The organism is Nannocystis bainbridge, from assembly GCF_028368995.1.
GTDB classification, from domain to species: domain Bacteria; phylum Myxococcota_A; class Polyangia; order Nannocystales; family Nannocystaceae; genus Nannocystis; species Nannocystis bainbridge.
In genome coordinates this window covers 389726-408318 of the sequence record NZ_JAQNDL010000002.1, presented here as the reverse complement: position 1 = coordinate 408318, position 18593 = coordinate 389726, and the positions used below count along the sequence as shown (strand labels likewise).

Annotated in this window: 12 protein-coding genes; 10 read left to right on the top strand and 2 right to left on the bottom strand. The window is 71.3% G+C overall.

The window, feature by feature from the left end; translation table 11 throughout:
• Positions 1-93: 93 nt before the first annotated feature.
• A complete protein-coding gene (locus tag POL25_RS19270) occupies positions 94-1341 on the top strand; it encodes a hypothetical protein (protein WP_272087565.1) in 1248 nt (415 codons plus the stop codon).
• A gap of 232 nt (positions 1342-1573) precedes the next feature.
• Here POL25_RS19270 and POL25_RS19265 read toward each other — a convergent pair whose 3' ends face one another.
• The gene (locus POL25_RS19265; RefSeq protein WP_272087564.1) at positions 1574-2560 is read right to left on the bottom strand and encodes an MBL fold metallo-hydrolase; all 987 of its coding nucleotides are present in this window, start codon (positions 2558-2560) and stop codon (positions 1574-1576) included.
• 139 nt (positions 2561-2699) lie between these two features.
• On the opposite strand from POL25_RS19265, the gene POL25_RS19260 reads away from it, so the two are divergent.
• Positions 2700-3665, top strand: a complete 966-nt coding sequence (locus POL25_RS19260) for a fibro-slime domain-containing protein (RefSeq protein ID WP_272087563.1) — start codon at positions 2700-2702, stop codon at positions 3663-3665.
• A 9-nt stretch (positions 3666-3674) separates the two neighbouring features.
• On the opposite strand, the gene POL25_RS19255 is transcribed toward POL25_RS19260, so the two are convergent.
• Positions 3675-4610, bottom strand: a complete 936-nt coding sequence (locus POL25_RS19255; RefSeq protein WP_272087562.1) for a LysR family transcriptional regulator — start codon at positions 4608-4610, stop codon at positions 3675-3677.
• A 94-nt stretch (positions 4611-4704) separates the two neighbouring features.
• On the opposite strand from POL25_RS19255, the gene POL25_RS19250 reads away from it, so the two are divergent.
• The 8 genes from POL25_RS19250 to POL25_RS19215 all read left to right on the top strand — a co-directional run bounded on the left by POL25_RS19250 (position 4705) and on the right by POL25_RS19215 (position 18593).
• Positions 4705-5457 carry an SDR family NAD(P)-dependent oxidoreductase gene (locus tag POL25_RS19250; protein WP_272087561.1) on the top strand — a complete coding sequence of 251 codons (753 nt, stop codon included), beginning with the start codon at positions 4705-4707 and terminating at the stop codon, positions 5455-5457.
• Between the two features lie 468 nt (positions 5458-5925).
• Positions 5926-7497: a fibrinogen-like YCDxxxxGGGW domain-containing protein gene (locus POL25_RS19245; protein ID WP_272087560.1), complete on the top strand. Its 1572-nt coding sequence runs from the start codon at positions 5926-5928 to the stop codon at positions 7495-7497.
• 44 nt (positions 7498-7541) lie between these two features.
• Positions 7542-7859, top strand: a complete 318-nt coding sequence (locus POL25_RS19240) for a cyclic-phosphate processing receiver domain-containing protein (RefSeq protein ID WP_373372107.1) — start codon at positions 7542-7544, stop codon at positions 7857-7859.
• 1078 nt (positions 7860-8937) lie between these two features.
• Positions 8938-10335 carry a family 2B encapsulin nanocompartment shell protein gene (locus POL25_RS19235; RefSeq protein WP_272087558.1) on the top strand — a complete coding sequence of 466 codons (1398 nt, stop codon included), beginning with the start codon at positions 8938-8940 and terminating at the stop codon, positions 10333-10335.
• Between the two features lie 84 nt (positions 10336-10419).
• The gene (locus POL25_RS19230; protein ID WP_272087557.1) at positions 10420-11817 is read left to right on the top strand and encodes a family 2B encapsulin nanocompartment shell protein; all 1398 of its coding nucleotides are present in this window, start codon (positions 10420-10422) and stop codon (positions 11815-11817) included.
• 70 nt (positions 11818-11887) lie between these two features.
• Positions 11888-12754 (top strand): geranyl diphosphate 2-C-methyltransferase, encoded by an 867-nt coding sequence (locus POL25_RS19225; protein WP_272087556.1) that lies wholly within the window; start codon positions 11888-11890, stop codon positions 12752-12754.
• 67 nt (positions 12755-12821) lie between these two features.
• Positions 12822-13976, top strand: coding sequence for a family 2 encapsulin nanocompartment cargo protein terpene cyclase (locus POL25_RS19220; protein WP_272087555.1), 1155 nt, complete (start codon positions 12822-12824; stop codon positions 13974-13976).
• 129 nt (positions 13977-14105) lie between these two features.
• Complete coding sequence (locus POL25_RS19215; RefSeq protein WP_272087554.1) at positions 14106-18593, top strand: Lhr family helicase; 4488 nt, start codon at positions 14106-14108, stop codon at positions 18591-18593.

The following is an 18593-nucleotide window of genomic DNA, read 5'->3' as shown; positions in this document are numbered from 1 at the left end:
ACCTCACCGCCCCGCCCCCTCCGCGATCGCCGGCCCATGCGCGCGCAGCCTCGCGCTCCACCGCCGCCGACATCCTGCAGTACCATCCCCGCGATGCACCGCCTCCCCGCGCTTCTCCTGTGCGCTCCTCTCCTCGCCTGCGGCGACAGCGGCCGGCCCCAGGACACCGCCAACGCCACCCTCACCACCAGCGGTCCTGCCCCCACCACGCTCGGCACCACCGACGGCGCCGCCACTGACGGCACCTCCACCGGCGAGCCGACCACCACCTCCACCACCGGCCTGCCCAAGCTCGACCTCGGCCAGCAGCCTGACCAGGGCGACATGGCCACCACCGGCGACTGTGCCGCCCAGATGCTCGAGCCGCAGGTCCAGTCGATCGGCGTCGACGTCGTCGTCGTCGTCGACACCTCCAACTCCATGCAGGCTGCCATCGCCGCCGTCGAGGCCAGCATCAACCAGGACTTCGCCGCCATCCTCGGCGCCAGCGACATCGACTATCGCGTCATCGTCATGGGCGACTGGCCGCCTGGCGAGCAGCTCGACATCTGCATCAGCGCCCCGCTGTCCGGCACCGACTGCAACCCTCCCCCCACCGTCCCTGCCGTCACCGAGCGCTACAAGCATTACGACGCCATCACCGGCTCCGGCGCCTTCCTCGACAACATCCTCGCCTGGTACACCACCCCCGACCCGCACGGCCTCGCCCCTGGCGGCTTCCGCGACTTCCTGCGCGACGGCACCCGCAAGGTCATCCTCGCCATGACCGACGCCACCAGCGCCTCGAACGCCGAGGCTGACGGCGACGCCTTCGACGCCGCCCTGCTCGCCCTCGATCCTCCGCATTTCGGCACCCCTGGCGCGCGCGACTACGTCTTCCACGCCATCGTCACCATGCCCGCCAACAGCCCCGCCGACGCCCCCTGGCTGCCGGTGGACCCGCTCCAGGGCGAGGGCGAATCGATCCAGCGCGTCAGCGTCGTCAGCGGTGGTTGGCGGTTCCCGCTGTCGCAGACCGACTCCTTCGACGTCCTCTTCCAGGAGATCGCCAAGGACGTCGTCGAGACCACCCCGATCGCCTGCGCCTTCCCGATCCCCGACCCGCCCATGGGCACCATCGATCCCGACACCATCCAGATCGACTACCAGGTCGGCGGCCTCCCGCCCGCCAAGGCCTTCCATCAGGTCATCGACCTCGCCGCCTGTGAGGCCGAAGCCTTTTACATCGAGAACGCCACCGTCATCCTCTGCCCTGCCGCCTGCGCCGAGGTCCAGGCCGACGCCGGCGCCAAGCTCGACGTCCGCTACGGCTGCGACGTCGGCTTCGATCCCGCCGGCTGAGCCGCCGGACGCCTACGCATGGCCGATCGCACAGGTGCCTAAAGACATGTTCTGATAGGCATGATCGATCGGGCATGCCCCACAGGCCAGGCGCGATGTCTTCGATCTCGCGGACCCTCCGCCACGCTGGAAGCCCACCGAGCCTGCGACCTCGCTTCGATCTCGCGGGCCCTCCGCCGCGCTCGAAGCCCACCGCTGCGACCCTCGGCCTCGCACGGAGCCTCCACCCCAGCTACGGCTGCGCCGTCGGCTGCGACTCCGGCGGAGCCTCCGCGGGGGCCTCTTCCGGCCCCTCGGCTGCGGTCTCCGCTGCCAATTGGCGCCACACCGCCGGCACCGCGGTCTCGAGGAACACCGGGAACCGGTAATCCTGGTAGCGGCGCTCCAGCTCCGCCCGCACCCGCTGAATCGCGGCAGGCTCCGGCGGCATCGTCGGCTTCTCCGCCGCCACCAGCGACACCACCGTTTGAAGGTACTCGCGCTGATTCGTCACCAGCTCGGCCCCGCCCGAGCGGCCGCGGCCCGGGTGCACCGACCGCGCCCCCATCGCCTCGATCTCCGTCAACCGCTGCAGCCACCCCGCCGTCTCCCCGAGATCGAGCCACGCGTGGGCCTTGTTCGCCACCAGATCGCCGACGAACACGTGGTCCTCCCATTCGATCACCACGTGCGCCGCGCTGCAGCCCGGCCCGAGCACATGCGCCTTCAGCTCGAGGCCTGCCAGCTTCAGCGTCGTCGTCGCCGCCCCGAAGCTGCGCGGCTGCGGCGTCGCTGTCGGCCAGTCGGGCGCATAGCGCTCCGCGAACACCTCCGAGCGCCTGGCGAACACCTCCGGGATCAGCCCCAGCACCTGCTCCGAAGTCCACACCTCGATCCCGCGGGCCTGGAACGTCGCCGTCCCGTTGAACTTGTCCGGGTTCGGGTGCAGCACGATCGCCGCCACCACCTTCTTGCGGGTCACTCGCTCTGCCGCCGCGATCACCTCGGCCGCGATCGAGGGCAGGAACTGCACATCGATCACCACCACTCCCTCGGGCCCCTCGATCCAGAAGCTCGAAGTATCGAACGACCAGCCCGACGAGATGTATTGCCCGATCCGCTTGTCTGCCAGCGGCACCTCCACCCGCCCCGTCATCGGCGTCGACGAGTGGCTCACGCACGCGGCCGCGGACAGGGCGAGCGACGCGGCGGTGACGAGCTGGAGCGCGCGGGCGAACATCGGCTGCGAGGCTAGTGCGCCGCCCAGGCCCTGTCCACCGGCCGCGCCCCGGGCGCGCCTGGCCCGGGCATCCCCGGGGGCCGCGCGCAGCCTGGCGTGGTATGTGATCGTGGGCCGGCCCAGGCCGCGCGGGAGTCCCATGCGACATGTCTTCAAGTACAGCTTCACCCTCTCGACCCTCGTCCTCGCCGCCTCCGCCTGCGGCGACTCCGGCGCTGTCCAGGGCAGCTCGGCCACCAGCCCGTCCACCCTCGGCGGCCTGACCACCACCGGCACCACCGAGCCTGCCACCAGCGAGACCGGCACCACCGCGCCCGACACCACCGGCACCGTCGCCACTGCCGAGCCCACCACCCTCGGCCCCACCACCGGCCCCGTCGATCCGTCGACCACCACCACCACCACCGACACGACCACGACTTCCACCACCACGACCACCGAGACCACCACCACCGGCACCACCACCACCACCGGCGAGCGGCCGCCCGAGTGTACCTCCCTGCTCACGGCCACCGTGCGCGACTTCAAGGAGAATCACCCGGACTTCGAGAGCTACGGCGGCACCGTCGACGGCCTCGTCCAGATCGACCTCGGCCCCGACCACAAGCCGGTCTACGCCCACGGCGGCAGCACCTCCGTCACCACCGGGCCGACGGAGTTCGCCCAGTGGTACAACGACGTCGCCGACGTCAACCAATCGTTCGAGATCCAGATCGAGCTGACCGAGGTCATGCCCGGTCAGTACACCTATCAGAACAACAACTTCTTCCCGGTCGACGACCAGGGCTGGGGCAACCAGGGCAACAACCACAACTTCCACTTCACCACCGAGATCCACACCCAGTTCACCTATTCGGGCGGCGAAGTGTTCACATTCACCGGTGACGACGACCTGTGGCTGTTCATCAACGGCAAGCTCGCCATCGACCTCGGCGGCGTCCACGGGGCCCTCACCGAGAGCATCGACCTCGACGGCAACGCCGGCTTCTTCGGCATCCAGCTGAACGGCACCTACTCGATGGACATCTTCCACGCCGAGCGCCACACCACCCAGTCGAACTTCCGCATCGACACCAGCATCCAGTGCTTCGTCATCCCCGGCTGACGCGAAACTCTACGACCGCCGCACGCCCTCGCGCCGCTTCGCCGGGCCGACGGGCTTCGCGGCCGCGCGCATCAGCTCGGCCGTGAACTCGAGGAACACGCGCACCTTCGGCAGCTGCGCCTTCTCCTTCGCGTAGAGCGCGGTGACCGGCACCTCCTGCTGCTGCTCGGCGCGCAGGACCGCCTCGAACGTCCCGCGCCCGAGCTCGTCGCGCACGACGTGCTCGAACACCTGCACGATGCCCTGGCTCGCGCGCGCCGCGTCGAGCAGCGCCCCGATGCCGTTCGAGTAGAGCCGCCCCGTCGGCGGCAGCGCCAGCTCGCCGTCCTCGTGGCGGAGCTTCCACGCGAGAGGCATCGCGCCGACCAGGAACCCGAGCGTATCGTGCTGGCGCAGGTCCTCGACGGTGCTCGGCCGACCCCGGCGCGCGAAGTAAGCCGGCGTCCCGACGATCACCAGCGGCATCGCCCCCAGGTGCTTGCAATGCAGCTCGCTCTCCCGCAGCTTCGCCATTCGCAAGACCACGTCGATCCCCTCGGCGATCGGATCGACGAGGTGATCGCGGAGGCTGAGATCGACGGACAGCTCGGGATACGCCGCCAGGAAGCGCCCGATCGCCGGGCCGAGCACGTAGCTCCCGAACATCGAGGGCGCGTCGACGCGGAGCCTCCCGCGGGGTGCGCTCCGCGTGCTGGCGACCGCCCTGTCGGCCTCCTCGAGCTCGCGCAGGATACGGGTGCAGCGCTCGAAGTAGACGGCGCCGTCGGCGGTGAGCCCGACGCTGCGGGTGGTCCGCTCCAGCAGGCGCACGCCGAGGCGCCCCTCGAGCCGCGCGACCGCTCGGCTGACCCCGGACGCGGTGAGGCCCATCGTCCGCGCGGCGAGCGTGAAGCTCCGCTTCTCGACCACGCGGACGAACACGCCGATCTCGCTGAGCGGATCCATCACCCGAGTCTCCGCCAATTGTTGACCGGCGAGCAACAGAGTCGTGCGCCGATCGCCCTTCCTCGTCGCGTCGCGGCGGCCTAAGACTCCACGCATGCACGACAAGGTCCATCAGGCAGGGGTCACCGAGCGCGTCGCGCTCGTCACCGGCGCGAACAAGGGCATCGGCCTCGAGATCGCCCGCCAGCTCGCGCGAGCCGGCGTCATCGTCCTCCTCGGCGCGCGCGACCGCGGACGGGCGAGCGCAGCGGTGCACGCTCTGGCGCAGCAGGGGCTGACCGCCCAGGCGGTCCAGCTCGACCTCGAGGACGAGGCCAGCATCGCGGCCGCCGCCGCCTCGATCGCCGCCGAGCACGGCCGGCTCGACATCCTCGTCAACAACGCCGGCATCGTCGACGCCGAGGACGGCCCGCCCAGCGCCGCCTCGATCGCCGCCGTGCGCAAGATCGTCAATACCAACTTCGTCGGCACCCTGGCGGTCACGCAGGCGATGCTGCCGCTGCTGCGCCGCTCGCCGGCCGCGCGGATCGTCAACCTCTCGAGCTCTCTCGGTTCGCTGACGCTGAACGGCGATCCTTCGTCGCCTTATTATTCGGCGCGGCTCATCGGCTACAACGCCAGCAAGGCGGCCCTCAACATGCTCACCGTCCAGCTCGCCGAGGAGCTGCGGGACACGCCGATCGTCGTGACCTCGGTGAGCCCGGGCTACGTGAAGACGGATCTGACCGGGCACCAGGGTTTCCTGACCGCCGAGGACGGCGCGAGGCTGCCGGTCCAGCACGCGCTGCGCGGCGCCGACGCCGTCTCCGGTCGGTTCGTGGAAGCGAGCGGCGATACCCCCTGGTGAGCATCAGTCCCCGTCACCCCCACGCGAGCTAGCGTCCTGCTGCCGCGATCCAGCTGCCGCGTCCTCGTGCGTTCGCTTGCGAAGCGTGGCCTCGCAGCGAGCCGCGCGCGACGATGTCGTGCATCGACGCACCGCGTCGGCGACGCCGACACCACGGCGCTCGGCCCCGCGCTCTCGTTTCGAGATCCGGAACAAGCGCTCCTCGATGCACTCGGCCGTGAGCGACCAGCTCCCACCGCACCGGCCCCTTGCTACCGCCGTGTCACCACCCCGGCGAATCCACGGACATGTCTCGAAAGACAGCTCCTCCTCCGCGGCCCGCTCTGCGCACGCGGGCCGGGTGGTCTCGCCCCGCACCTCCGCCACGTCACCGTGCACCCGCCTGCACGACGCCAGCGTCGGCGCCGCCGTCCTCGTGCCGATCGACGCGGCTCCCCGGCCAGCGATCCGTTCGCGTACCATCCCGCCATGAAACTGTTTGTATGGGGGAGCAGGGGCGCCTTTGCCACGGTCCTCGTCGCGGCGGGGTGCGGAGACAGCGGCGTCGCGGTCACCACCGACACGGCCACGGCCGGCACGGACACGCAGGCGACGACCGGCGGTGAAAGCAGCGGCGAACCGGCGCCGACCACCGGCGTGCCGACCACCGGCGACAGCACGCTCGGCACCGGCAACGCCAGCGACTCGACCACCACCACCGGCGACACCACCACCACCTCGACCTCGACCTCGACCAGCACCACCGAAACCGGCACCACCTCGGTCGACACCACCACCACCACGGATGGCACCACCGGCCCCGCCCCCTTCTGCGGCGACGGCGAGGTCGACGACGGCGAGGCCTGCGACGCTGGCCCGGCCAACGCCGACGACGGCAACTGCACCCTCGCCTGCGCCCTCGCCGAGTGCGGCGACGGCCTGGTCCAGGCCGGCGTCGAGGCCTGCGACGACGCCAACGACGACGACGACGACGCCTGCACCAACAACTGCGCCCTCGCGACCTGCGGCGACGGGGCGGTCCAGGTCGGCGAAGCCTGCGACGACGCCAACGCCGACGACACCGACGCCTGCCTCTCCACCTGTCTGGCCGCCAGCTGCGGCGACGGCCACGTGCGCGACGGCGTCGAGGCCTGCGACGACGCCAACGCCGACGACACCGACGCTTGCCTCACCACCTGCGAGCTCGCCAAGTGCGGCGACGGCCACGTCCAGGACGGCGTCGAGGTCTGCGACGACGGCAACGCCGCGCAGACCGACGCCTGCCTGACGGACTGCATCGCCGCTAGCTGCGGCGACGGCCACGTGCAAGCCGGCGTCGAGCAGTGCGACGACGCCGACGCCGACGAAGGCGACGGCTGCACCAGCGTCTGCACCGTGCCGGAGACCTGCCAGCAGCTGCACGCCAGCCTCCCCCAGGCCCCGAGCGGCGTCTACCTCGTCGACCCCGACGGCGTCGGTCCGCAGCCGGCGCAATCCGTCTTCTGCGACATGCTCACCGCCGGCGGCGGCTGGACCGTGCTCGAGCGCAGCCCGCTCGGCGCCCAGACCATCGGCAAGGCCCTCTACAACGACCTGCCCGTCAATCCGGCCGACCCCGCCAACGCCCGCCACCGCCTGTCCAAGGCCCAGATGACGACCTGGCGCGACCTCGCGACCGACATGCGCATCGACTGCCGCGGCGACGACTACCTGCTCACCGCCGCCACCAACCTCTTCAACGGCCAGGGCGGCCCCAACAGTTGCTTCAACTGGACCAAGGTGCTCTACAAGGAGGCCCGCCTCAAGGGCAACTTCGTCCAGAACAAGACCATCTGCACCTGGCACGTCGGCACCTCCGAGGGCTGCGCCGGCGCCTGGCACATCGACGAGATCGCCCAGGACCAGTACGGCTGCGGCCTCGCCAACTACCCGTGGAAGGGCGCCGCGGTGGTCTCCCCCTCCGCCGACACCTTCGCCTCCGACCCCAACACCCTCGACGCCGTCGTCCCGATCCACGACTGCCACAAGCCCGGCGCCGCCCGGTGGGTCATGGTCCGCTGATCCGAGAGGTCTCTCGGGACATGTCCGAAGCGACAGCTCCGAACCTGCGGCTCTGGCTCGACGACGAGCGCCCGGCCCCGCCCGGCTGGCTGCCGGTGCGCTGGCCCGACGAGGTCGTGGCCCTGCTGCAGACCGGCGCCGTCGCCGAGCTCAGCCTCGATCACGACCTCGGCGACGACGCGCGCGGCACCGGCTATGACGTCGTCCGCTGGATCGAGGAGGCCGTCGCCACCCGCGGCTTCGTCCCGCCCGCCCTCGCCGTGCACTCCGCAAACACCGCCGCTCGCGCGCGCATGGAGGCCGGCATCGCCGCGATCGCCCGCCTCCTGCGCGCCCGCGAGGCGGCGCACGACGCGTCCTGACGGCCCGTGCCTCGCCGTGGGCGCCCGCCCGCCCACCGGGCGGCCACGGGGCGGCGCACGACGCGTCCTGACGGCCCGTGCCTCGCCTCGGCTCCGCGACGTGCGTCGCCGGCAGCGAGCCCGGCGATCGGCGCAGGCTGTCGCGGCGAACGAACTCTGCCGCGCGCGCCGGCCCCCCGCGGGGTGGTGCGCTGAATCAGCGCCCCCTGTCCCACCATTGTCCGCTTCGCGACATTTCAGCGTCGACCGCGAATACCGGGGAATAACGGCGACGTCGCGGCGATGTCGCACGATTTGCGGGCCACGCACGCTCCGCCGCGATCGATCACCGGCGGCGCGTGGCTCTTACCGACCCTCGCTCGCCGCCGCCGCGCTCGCGCGAAGCCCTATACGATCGCGCCCGCGGCCCCCGGGCCGAATGGCGCGACCGCGCCTGACGGCGACGCGCCCCGACGTCGGCGCTCCCCCGATCTCTTTAATAAGGTAGATCGCGGCCGCCGCCAGAACGCCGTGCACACGCCGGTCGTCGCGTCCGCGTCGGCCGGCCCGGATAGGCCCTGTGCATTCGTGCCCCTCGCGCCGCGCGCCGCCGCGAATACGAGCCGCGCAACAATGGCCATTGCCGGCCCGCGGGCCGCGGTCAGGCCCGCGCCGCTCGGCGGATTCGACCTTCCACCACTGTCACGATGACGCGCACTCTGCCGTGACAGCGGCGGCGGGTGGATGACGAAGCGCAGCCGGGAATCATCGCTCGCCCGGAATCGCCAGACACACCATGGATGACACGCCAACGCCGTTATCGGCGGCTGGAACGCGTATCATCGGCGCATGACAGTTCGGGATTCACCCAATCGCGCGACCTGACGAAAGCGCGGTCTACCGCCCGCTCCGCGCGTTCGAGCGCCCAATCCACAGTCATCAATTCACCCTTCATTTAATGCTTCGTCTCCCCGAATTGTCTTGACCCTCCGCCACGCTGGAGCGTAACCTCCGCCAGCTCGAATCGCGGTGCGCCGACCCGGCCCGTGTACGAGCGAGATTGGAAGCGGCAGCGGAGCTGTCGGTGAAAAGGATAGTCATGTCGATCGCAGGAAAGCCCGGTAATGATCAGCAGACGAGCCTCTCGACGGCGGCCGCGCGGCAGCTGGCCACGACGACGAAGTCCCCGCCCCAGATGCAGGGCATCTCGTCCCGCTGGCTGCTCAAGTTGCTGCCGTGGGTCCACGTCAACGGCGTGTTCCGCCTCAACCGCCGCCTGAGCTACGCCGTCGGCGACGGCCGCGTCACCTTCTACAACACGGGCGCCAAGATCCAGGTCGTCCCGCTCGAGCTGACCGAATTGCCGCTGTTCCGCGGCTACGAGGACCTCGAGGTGCTGAGCGTGCTCGCCGGCCGCTTCGTGCAGAAGGAGTTCAAGGCGGGCGACGTCTTGACGCAGAAGGGCAACGAGGCCAACGAGATGGTCCTCATCGCCCACGGCAAGGTCAACAAGATCGGCACCGGCAAGTACGGCGACGAGGCGGTCCTCGAGACCCTGGCCGACGGCGACCATTACTCGTACCAGGCGATCCTCGAGTCGCAGGACTACTGGGACTTCACCGCCAAGGCCGTGACCGCCGGCAGCATCCTCACGCTGTCGCAGAGCTCGTTCGAGGAGCTCGTGAATCAGTTCCCGACGCTCAAGCGGCACGTCGACGAGTTCAAGGCCCGCGCGCAGAAGAAGCAGGACAACACCGGCCAGGCCGCGATCGAGGTCGCCTCCGGCCACACGGGCGAGCCGGTGCTGCCCGGCACCTTCGTCGACTACGAGACCTCGCCGCGGGAGTTCGAGCTCAGCGTCGCCCAGACGGTGCTGCAGGTCCACACCCGCGTGGCCGACCTCTTCAACGAGCCGATGAACCAGACGCAGGAGCAGCTGCGCCTGACCGTCGAGGCGCTGAAGGAGCGCCAGGAGCACGAGCTCATCAACAACCCCGAGTTCGGCCTGCTCCACAACGCCGACCTCAAGCAGCGCATCCACACCCGCAGCGGCCCGCCGACGCCGGACGACATGGACAACCTGCTGGCGCTCGTGTGGAAGGAGCCGGCCTTCTTCCTCGCCCACCCGCGGACCATCGCGGCGTTCGGCCACGAGTGCAACCGCGCCGGCATCTACCCCACGCCGGTCGAGCTGGGCGGCCATCACGTCCCGTCGTGGCGCGGCGTGCCGATCTTCCCCTGCAACAAGATCCCGATCTCGGACACGCGCACCACCTCGGTCCTGCTGATGCGCGTCGGCGAGAAGAACCAGGGCGTGATCGGCCTGCAGCACAAAGGCATCCCCGACGAGATCGAGCCGAGCCTGTCGGTGCGCTTCATGGGCATCAACGAGAAGGCCGTCATCTCCTACCTCGTCAGCCTCTACTACTCGGCCGCCGTCCAGATCCCGGACGCGCTCGGCATCCTCGAGAGCGTCGAGATCGGCCGCGCCGACTGACGATCGCCGTGCATCCCGCGGCGCTCCGATCCTCCGGTGTGGATCGGAGCGCCGCATCCTTGAGCCCCGCATAGAGGTGAAATCATGTCGATCTTCGAGAAGTCCGGGCGTGACGACGGGCAGCTGACGAGCCTCGGGACCCTGGCCGCGCGCCAGCTGGCGACGACCACCAAGACCGAGCCGCAGAACCAGGGCCGCACGCCGCGGTGGCTGCTGCGCTCGCTGCCCTGGGTCGACGTCACCGGCGGCACCTTCCGCGTCAACCGCCGCATGAACGTCGCTGTCGGCGACGGGCGCATCGAGTTTACCAACATCGGCGCGCGCGCTCAGGTCGTCCCGGCCGAGCTGGGCGAGCTGCCGCTGCTGCGCGGGTTCGACGACGACGAGGTCCTGTCGCACCTGGCCAGCCGCTTCGTGCAGGCCGAGTTCAAGCCCGGGCAAGCGATCGCCGAGCGCGGCAAACCGGCGGATCACGTCTACTTGCTGGTCCACGGCAAGGCCAACAAGCTCGGCCGCGGCGCCTACGGCGAGGAGGTCCTGCTCGAAGTCATCGCCGACGGCGCGCACTTCGGCGACCAGGCGCTCGTCGAGGACGACGACGCCTGGGACTACACGGTCAAGGCGGTCACGCCGTGCACCGTGCTGGCGCTGCCGCAGCAGGTGTTCGAGGAGCTGATCGGCCGCTCGCCCAAGCTGCGGGCCCACGTCGAGCGCTTCAAGGAGCTGCTGAAGACCCCGCAGGACAAGCACGGTCAGGCCGCCATTCGCTTGACCGCCGGCCACCACGGCGAGGTCACCCTGCCGGGCACCTTCGTCGACTACGAGGCCACGCCCCGCGAGTACGAGCTCAGCCTGGCCCAGACCATCCTGCAGCTCCACACGCGCGTGTCGGACCTCTTCAACGAGCCGATGGACCAGCTCGAGGAGCAGCTGCGCCTCACCATCGACGCCCTGCGCGAGCGGCAGGAGCACGAGCTCGTCAACAACCTCGACTTCGGCCTGCTCCACAACGCCGACTACAAGCAGCGGATCAGCACCCGCAGCGGCCCGCCGACGCCCGACGACATGGACGAGCTGCTGTGCCGCCGGCGCAAGACCAAATTCTTCCTCGCCCACCCGCGCACCATCGCCGCCTTCCGCCGCGAGTGCACCCGTCGGCGGCTCGACCCGCCCAACGTCGAATACGAGGGGTCGATCGTCGCCGGCTGGCGCGGCGTACCGATCTTGCCGTGCGACAAGATCCCGATCTCCGCGACGCAGACCAGCTCGATCCTCGCCATGCGGGTCGGGCAGGACAACCAGGGCGTCATCGGCCTCTACCGCAGCGGCCTCCCCGACGAGCGTGAGCCCGGCCTGTCCGTGCGCCGCATGGACACCAACGAGAAGGCCGTCGGCCGCTACCTCGTCAGCACCTATTACTCCGCGGCCGTCCTGATCCCGGACGCGCTCGGCATCCTTGAAAACATCGAGATCGGGCGCTGAGCGCCCTCGCCGAGGCAGGCGCCGTCTCGGGGCGCCTCGTCACAGCGCAACGAAAGAGAAACAGACGATCATGAATACGCCCATTCAGGCTCCCACCGTCCTGCGCAGCGAATACCAGAAGTCGGTCGCCAACTACTGGAACACCAACCAGAACGACCCCGTCAATCTGCTGCTCGGCCACGTCGACGGCTATTATCACCACCACTACGGGATCGGCCCCGTCAACTGGAAGGTGCTCGAGGAGCCCGAGGCCAAGCGCGACGACAGCATCATCCGCGAGCTGCACCGGCTCGAGCACGCCCAGGCCGAGTACCTGCTCGGCAAGCTCGGCCCGATCACCAAGGACAGCCGCCTGCTCGACGCCGGCTCCGGCCGCGGCGGCACCAGCCTGATGGCCCACGAGCGGTTCGGCTGCCAGGTCGACGGCGTCTCCATCTCCGAGTATCAGGTCGGGTTCGCCAACGAGCAGGCCGCCAAGCGCGGGCTCGGCGACAAGCTGAAGTACCACTTCCGCAACATGCTCGACACCGGCATCGACACCGGCTCGATCGACGCCATCTGGACCAACGAGACCACGATGTACGTCGACCTGTTCAAGCTGTACGCCGAGTTCTCGCGGCTGCTGAAGGACGGCGGGCGCTACGTCTGCATCACCGGCTGCTACAACGACATCACCGGCGGCCGCTCGCGCGCCGTCAGCGAGATCGACGCCAAGTACATCTGCAACATCCACCCGCGCAGCGACTACTTCAAGGCGATGGCCGCCAACAACCTGGTGCCGATCGAGGTCACCGACCTGACCCCCGACACCATCCCGTACTGGGAGCTGCGGACCCACGCGTCGGTCGCCACCGGCGTCGAGGACCCGTTCCTGCGCGCCTACAAGGAGGGCAGCTTCCACTACCTCCTGATCGTCGCGGACCGGATCGTCCGCTGACATGACGGCGTCGCCGGTCGGTATGCACATACCGGCCGGCGACCTTCTTTTGCCACGCGAGCGAGCGATGACCGAGGCCAAGCGCATGACGGACCCGAACGACGTAACCGCCCTCTTCGCCGGCCCGAGCGGCCTCGGCACCTCCGCCGCTCGCCTCGCGCAATTGCTGACTCGCGCCCGCGCCGGCGACCTCGACCCGCCGGCGCCGCAGCCGAGCCTCGATCCCGCGTACGCCTGGCGGCCGTGGGGCGACGGCACCGGCTCGCCGCTGTATTGCCCGATCACCGAGCGTTTGAACGAGCCGCTCGCCGACGTGGTCGACGAGCGCCTGGCGGCGTGGGCCAGCGAGTGCGGCTTCGACGACGACGAGGTCGTCAAGATCCGCAAGACCCGGTTCGGCCGGCTGGTCATGCTCACGCACCCCGACTGCGACGATCCCGAGCGGCTGCTGATCGGCGCCAAGCTGAACGCCGCGTGGTGGGCCGCCGACGACTACTACGCCGACGACAGCGCGCTCGGGGCCGTGCCCGAGCAGCTTCCGCCGCGCCTCGTGCTGGCGATGGCCGCCATGGATCCGCTGCCGCGCGCCGGCGAGTTCAGCGTCCCGCTGCAGCAGGCCATCGACGACGAGCGGGTGCTCGTGGCCCTGCGCTCGGGCCTCGAGCACATGGGCCGCCACGCCAGCCACGAGCAGGTCCAGCGCACCTGCTACGCGACCTTCGCCATGTTCGTGTCGTGGAGCGCCTACGCGGCCTGGCGGCACACCGGCGAGTACCCGCCGGCCTGGAAGTACCTGGCCGCGCGCCAGCACGACAGCTTTTACACCTCGATGACGCTGTGCGACGTCATCGGCGGTTATCGATTGCCGGCCGACCTCTTCTACGACGCGCGGGTCCGTCGCGCCGCGTTCCTGGCCGGCACCGCGGTCGTCCTCGTCAACGACCTCTACTCGGTCGCCAAGGACCTCGAGGACGAGAAGCCGCCGTGCAACATGGTCCTGCAGGTCGCCGCCGATCGCGGCTGCTCCCTCGACGAGGCCACCGAGGTCACCGTCCAGCTCCACAACGAACTCGTGCGCGACTTCGAGGCCGCCCACCGCAGCATGCAGGGCGTCCCGTCCTTCGAGCTGCAGCGGTTCTTGCGCGGCCTGCGAGGGTGGATGGGCGGCGCGTTCGAGTGGCACGACAGCAACCCGCGCTACAAGACCGGCCGCAAGAAGTAACCCGCCGCGAGTGAGGATCACGACGCCGCGCCGCCGCGCCGGGCCGTGCGCGCCGCTCTCCCGCGCGTCCACGGCTGGGCTCGCCGGCGCCGCTGCTTGCATGTGCAGCCAACTCGGCCACATTCAGGCGTGACCGGCGATCCGCTCGCTTTCCTCCACCCGGCCGCCCGCGCGTGGTTCGAGGCCTGTTTCGACGCCCCGACGTCGGCGCAGGTCGCAGGGTGGCCGGCGATCGAGGCCGGCGCCTCGACGCTGCTGCTGGCGCCGACCGGCTCGGGCAAGACGCTGGCCGCGTTCCTCGGCGCCATCAACCGCGTCATGTTCGCCCCCGTGCCGGCGCCGGCGGAGCGCTGCCGCGTCATCTACGTCTCGCCGATCAAGGCGCTCGGCGTCGACGTCGAGCAGAACCTGCGCTCGCCGCTGGCCGGCATCGCCGCGACCGCCGCGCGCCTGAACATGACGGTGCACACGCCGACAGTGGCGATCCGCAGCGGCGACACCCCGCAAAAGGCGCGGGCGTACATGCAGCGCCACCCGCCCGACATCCTCATCACCACCCCCGAATCGCTGTACATGCTGCTGACCAGCGAGTCGCGGGCGATGCTGCGATCGGTCGACACCGTGATCGTCGACGAGATCCACAGCCTCGTCGCCAGCAAGCGCGGGACCCACCTCGCGCTCTCGCTCGAGCGGCTCGAGTGGCTGCGCGCCGGGGCCAGGCCGCTGCAGCGGATCGGCCTGTCGGCGACCCAGCGCCCGCTCACCGAGGTGGCGCGGTTCCTCGGCGGCTCGCTCGTCGACGGCGACGCGGTGTCGTCGCGGCCGGTCACGATCATCGACGCCGGCCAGGTCAAGCCGCTCGAGCTGCGCATCGAGCTGCCGGTCGCCGCGGCCGCCGCCGAAACCGCGCCGGCGCCGACCGAGGAAGTGCCGCCGGCCGCCAACGAGGGCCCGACGGCGATCTCGGGGGTGCAGCGTGAGGCCTGGCCGGGGCTGCACGCGCGCCTGGTCGCGCTGATCCGGGCCCACCGCTCGACGATGCTGTTCGTCAACAGCCGCCGCCTCGCCGAGCGCCTGGCCGCGGCCCTCAACGAGCTCGCCGGCCAGCCGCTGGCGCTGGCCCACCACGGCTCGATGGCCAAGGACGTGCGCGCCGGGGTCGAGGAGCAGCTCAAGCGCGGCACCTTGCCGGCGATCGTCGCCACCTCGTCGCTCGAGCTCGGCATCGACATGGGCGCGGTCGACCTGGTGATCCAGCTGGCCTCGCCGCCGTCGATCGCGGCCGGCATGCAGCGCGTCGGCCGGGCCAACCACCACGTCGGCGGGCGCTCGCGCGGCGTCATCATCCCCAAGTTCCGCGGCGACCTGCTGCCGTGCGCCGCCGCGGCCCAGGCCATGCTCGCCGGCGCGGTCGAGTCGTCGCGATACCCGCGCAACCCGCTCGACATCCTGGCCCAGCAGGTCGTCGCGACCGTGGCGATGGACGACTGGGCCGCCGAAGATCTGTACGACAAGCTGCGCGCCGCCGCCCCCTACTCCGAGCTGCCGCGCGACGCCTTCGAGGGCGTGCTCGACATGCTGAGCGGCCGCTACCCGAGCGAGGACTTCGCCTACCTGCGCCCGCGCGTCAACTACGACCGCGTCACCGGCCAGCTGACGGCCCGCCACGGCGCGCGCCGGGTCGCCATCGGCAACGCCGGCAGCATCCCCGATCGCGGCCTGTTCGGCGTGTTCCTGGCCGGCAACGCGGCCACCAGCCGCCGCGTCGGCGAGCTCGACGAGGAGATGGTGTTCGAGTCGCGGATCGGCGACGTGTTCGTGCTCGGCGCCTCGTCGTGGCGCATCGAAGAGATCACCCACGACCGCGTGTTGGTCTCGCCGGCCCCGGGCGAGCCCGGCAAGCTGCCGTTCTGGCGCGGCGACGGTCCGGGTCGGCCGCTCGAGTTCGGCCAGGCGATCGGCGCCCTGGTCCGCGAGCTCGGGGCCCTGCCCGACGCCGAGGCCGCGACCAAGCTGGCCGAGCAGCACTGCCTCGACCAGCCCGCCGCCGACAGCCTCCTGCAGTACGTGCGCGAGGAGCAGGAGGCCGCCAAGGCCCTGCCCACCGATCGCACCATCGTCGTCGAGCGCTTCCGCGACGAGATCGGCGACTGGCGCGTCTGCATCCTCTCGCCGTTCGGCGCCGCCGTGCACGCCCCGTGGGCGATGGCGGTCCGCGGCATCCTGCTCGAGCGCTACGCCACCGAGCTCGACGTCGTCTGGTCCGACGACGGCATCGTGTTCCGCCTGCCCGAGGCCGAGCACGTGCCCGACCCGTCGCAGTTCTTCCCGCGCGCCGACGAGGTCGAGGACCGCGTGGTCGCGCGGCTCGCCGAGACCTCGCTGTTCGCCACCCGCTTCCGCGAGAACGCCGGCCGCGCGCTGCTGCTGGTCAAGCGCCGGCCCGGCCAGCGCACCCCGCTGTGGGCCATGCGTCGCAAGTCAGCCGACCTGCTGGCCGCCGCCTCGCGCTTCCGCGACTTCCCGGTGGTGCTCGAGACCTACCGCGAGTGCCTGCAGGACGTGTTCGACCTGCCCGGCTGCGTCGACGTGCTGCGGCGCGTCGAGCAGCGCGCGATCAAGATCGTCGACGTCGAGACGCGCAGCCCGAGCCCGTTCGCCGCCGCGCTGCTGTTCACCTACGTCGGCAACTTCATGTACGAGGGCGACGCGCCGCTGGCCGAGCGCCGCGCCCAGGCGCTGACGATCGACCACGCTCGCCTCAAGGCCCTGCTCGGCGAGGCCGCGCTGCGCGACCTGCTCGACGCCGACGCGATCGCCGAGCTCGAGGCGACGCTGCAGCGACGCGCCCGCAAGCTCAACCACCTCGACGAGGTCCACGACCTCCTGCTCGCGCTCGGCGATCAGGACCGCGACGACGTGGTCGCGCGCGCCGGCGTCGGCGAAGAAGAGGTCGATCGCTGGCTGGCCGAGCTCACCCACACCCGCCGGATCGTGCGCGTCAAGCTCGGCGGCCGCTGGCGCTACATCGCCGCCGAGGACGCCGGCCGCTACCGCGACGCGCTCGGCGTGGTCTCGCCGCCCGGGCTGCCCGCAGTGTTCCTGGCCGCGGTCGAGGACCCACTGGCCGACCTCGTGGCCCGCCACGCCCGCACCCACGGCCCGTTCCGCGCCGAGTGGCTGGCCCAGCGGTTCGCCATCGGCACCGCCCTCGTCGTCGGCGCCCTGCGCCGGCTCGCCGCCCGCGGCAAGGTCGTCGAGGGCGAGTTCATCCCCGGCGGCGCCGGCCTCGAGTGGTGCGACGACGAGGTCCTGCGCCGGCTCAAGCGCATGTCGCTGGCCCGCCTGCGCGAGGAGGTCGAGCCGGTCGAGCAGGCGGTGCTCGGCCGTTTCCTGCTCGCGTGGCAGGGCATCGGCGGCGAGCGCGAGGGCCCCGAGGCGGTGCTGCAGACGATCGAGCAATTGCAGGGCGTGCCGGTCCCGGCCTCGGTGCTCGAGGGCGAGGTCCTGCCGGCGCGGGTCGCCAACTACCGCGCGACCGACCTCGACGTGCTCTGCGGCGCCGGCGACGTCGTCTGGCGCGGCGTGCGGCCGCTCGGCCAGGCCGACGGCTACGTCGCCCTCTACCTCGCCGACGACGCCGCCCTGCTCGCCCCCGATCCGACCCCGGCCGAGGGCGCCCTCGCCGGTCGCGTGCGTGAGGCCCTGCAGGCCCGCGGCGCCTCGTTCTTCGCCGAGTTGGCGACGCTGGTCCAGGCCCCCGCCGACGAGCTCCTGGAGGCCCTGTGGGACCTCGTGTGGGCCGGCGAGGTCACCAACGACACCCTCACCTGCCTGCGCAGCCGGCTCGCCGGCGGCGATCGGGGCCCGCGACCGCTGCGCTTCGGCGTCGACGGTCGCGGCCGCCGCAGCGGCCCGCCCGGCAGCGAAGGTCGCTGGTCGCTGATCGGCCCGCGCCCCGCCGAAGAGACCGATCGCCGGGCCGCCCGCGCCCGCCAGCTGCTGGCCCGCCACGGCGTGCTCACCCGCGAGGCCGTGGCCGCCGAGGACATGGAGGGCGGCTTCGCGGCCGTCTACCCGGTCCTCAAGGCCATGGAGGAGGCCGGCCGGGTCCGCCGCGGCTACTTCGTCGCCGGCCTCGGCGCCGTCCAGTTCGCCCTGCCCGGCGCCGAGGATCGCCTGCGCGACGTGCGAGAGACCGACGAGGACGCCCCGCTCACCGTCCTGATCGCCGCCACCGATCCCGCCAACCCGTACGGAGCCGCGCTGCCGTGGCCGGATGTCCCCGAGGCCAGGTTCGAGCGGGCCGCCGGCGCCCGCGTGGTCCTGCGTGACGGCCGGCTCGTCGGCTTCCTCGGCCGCGGCGGCCGCAACCTCGTCACCCACTTGCCCGACGCCGAGCCGGAGCGCGGCCGGGCCGTCGCCGCCCTCGCCGAGGCCCTCGCCCTCCTGCCCGAGGTCACCGGCCAGCGCTACGTCCTGCTCGAGCAGATCGACGGCCAGGTCGCCCCCGCCTCGCCGCTCGCTACGGCTTTGACCGCCGCCGGCTTCCGCCCCACCCACGACTCCCTGTTGCTGCGCCGCGACGAGCCGCGCCTCGGCGCGAGGAGGCGCTGA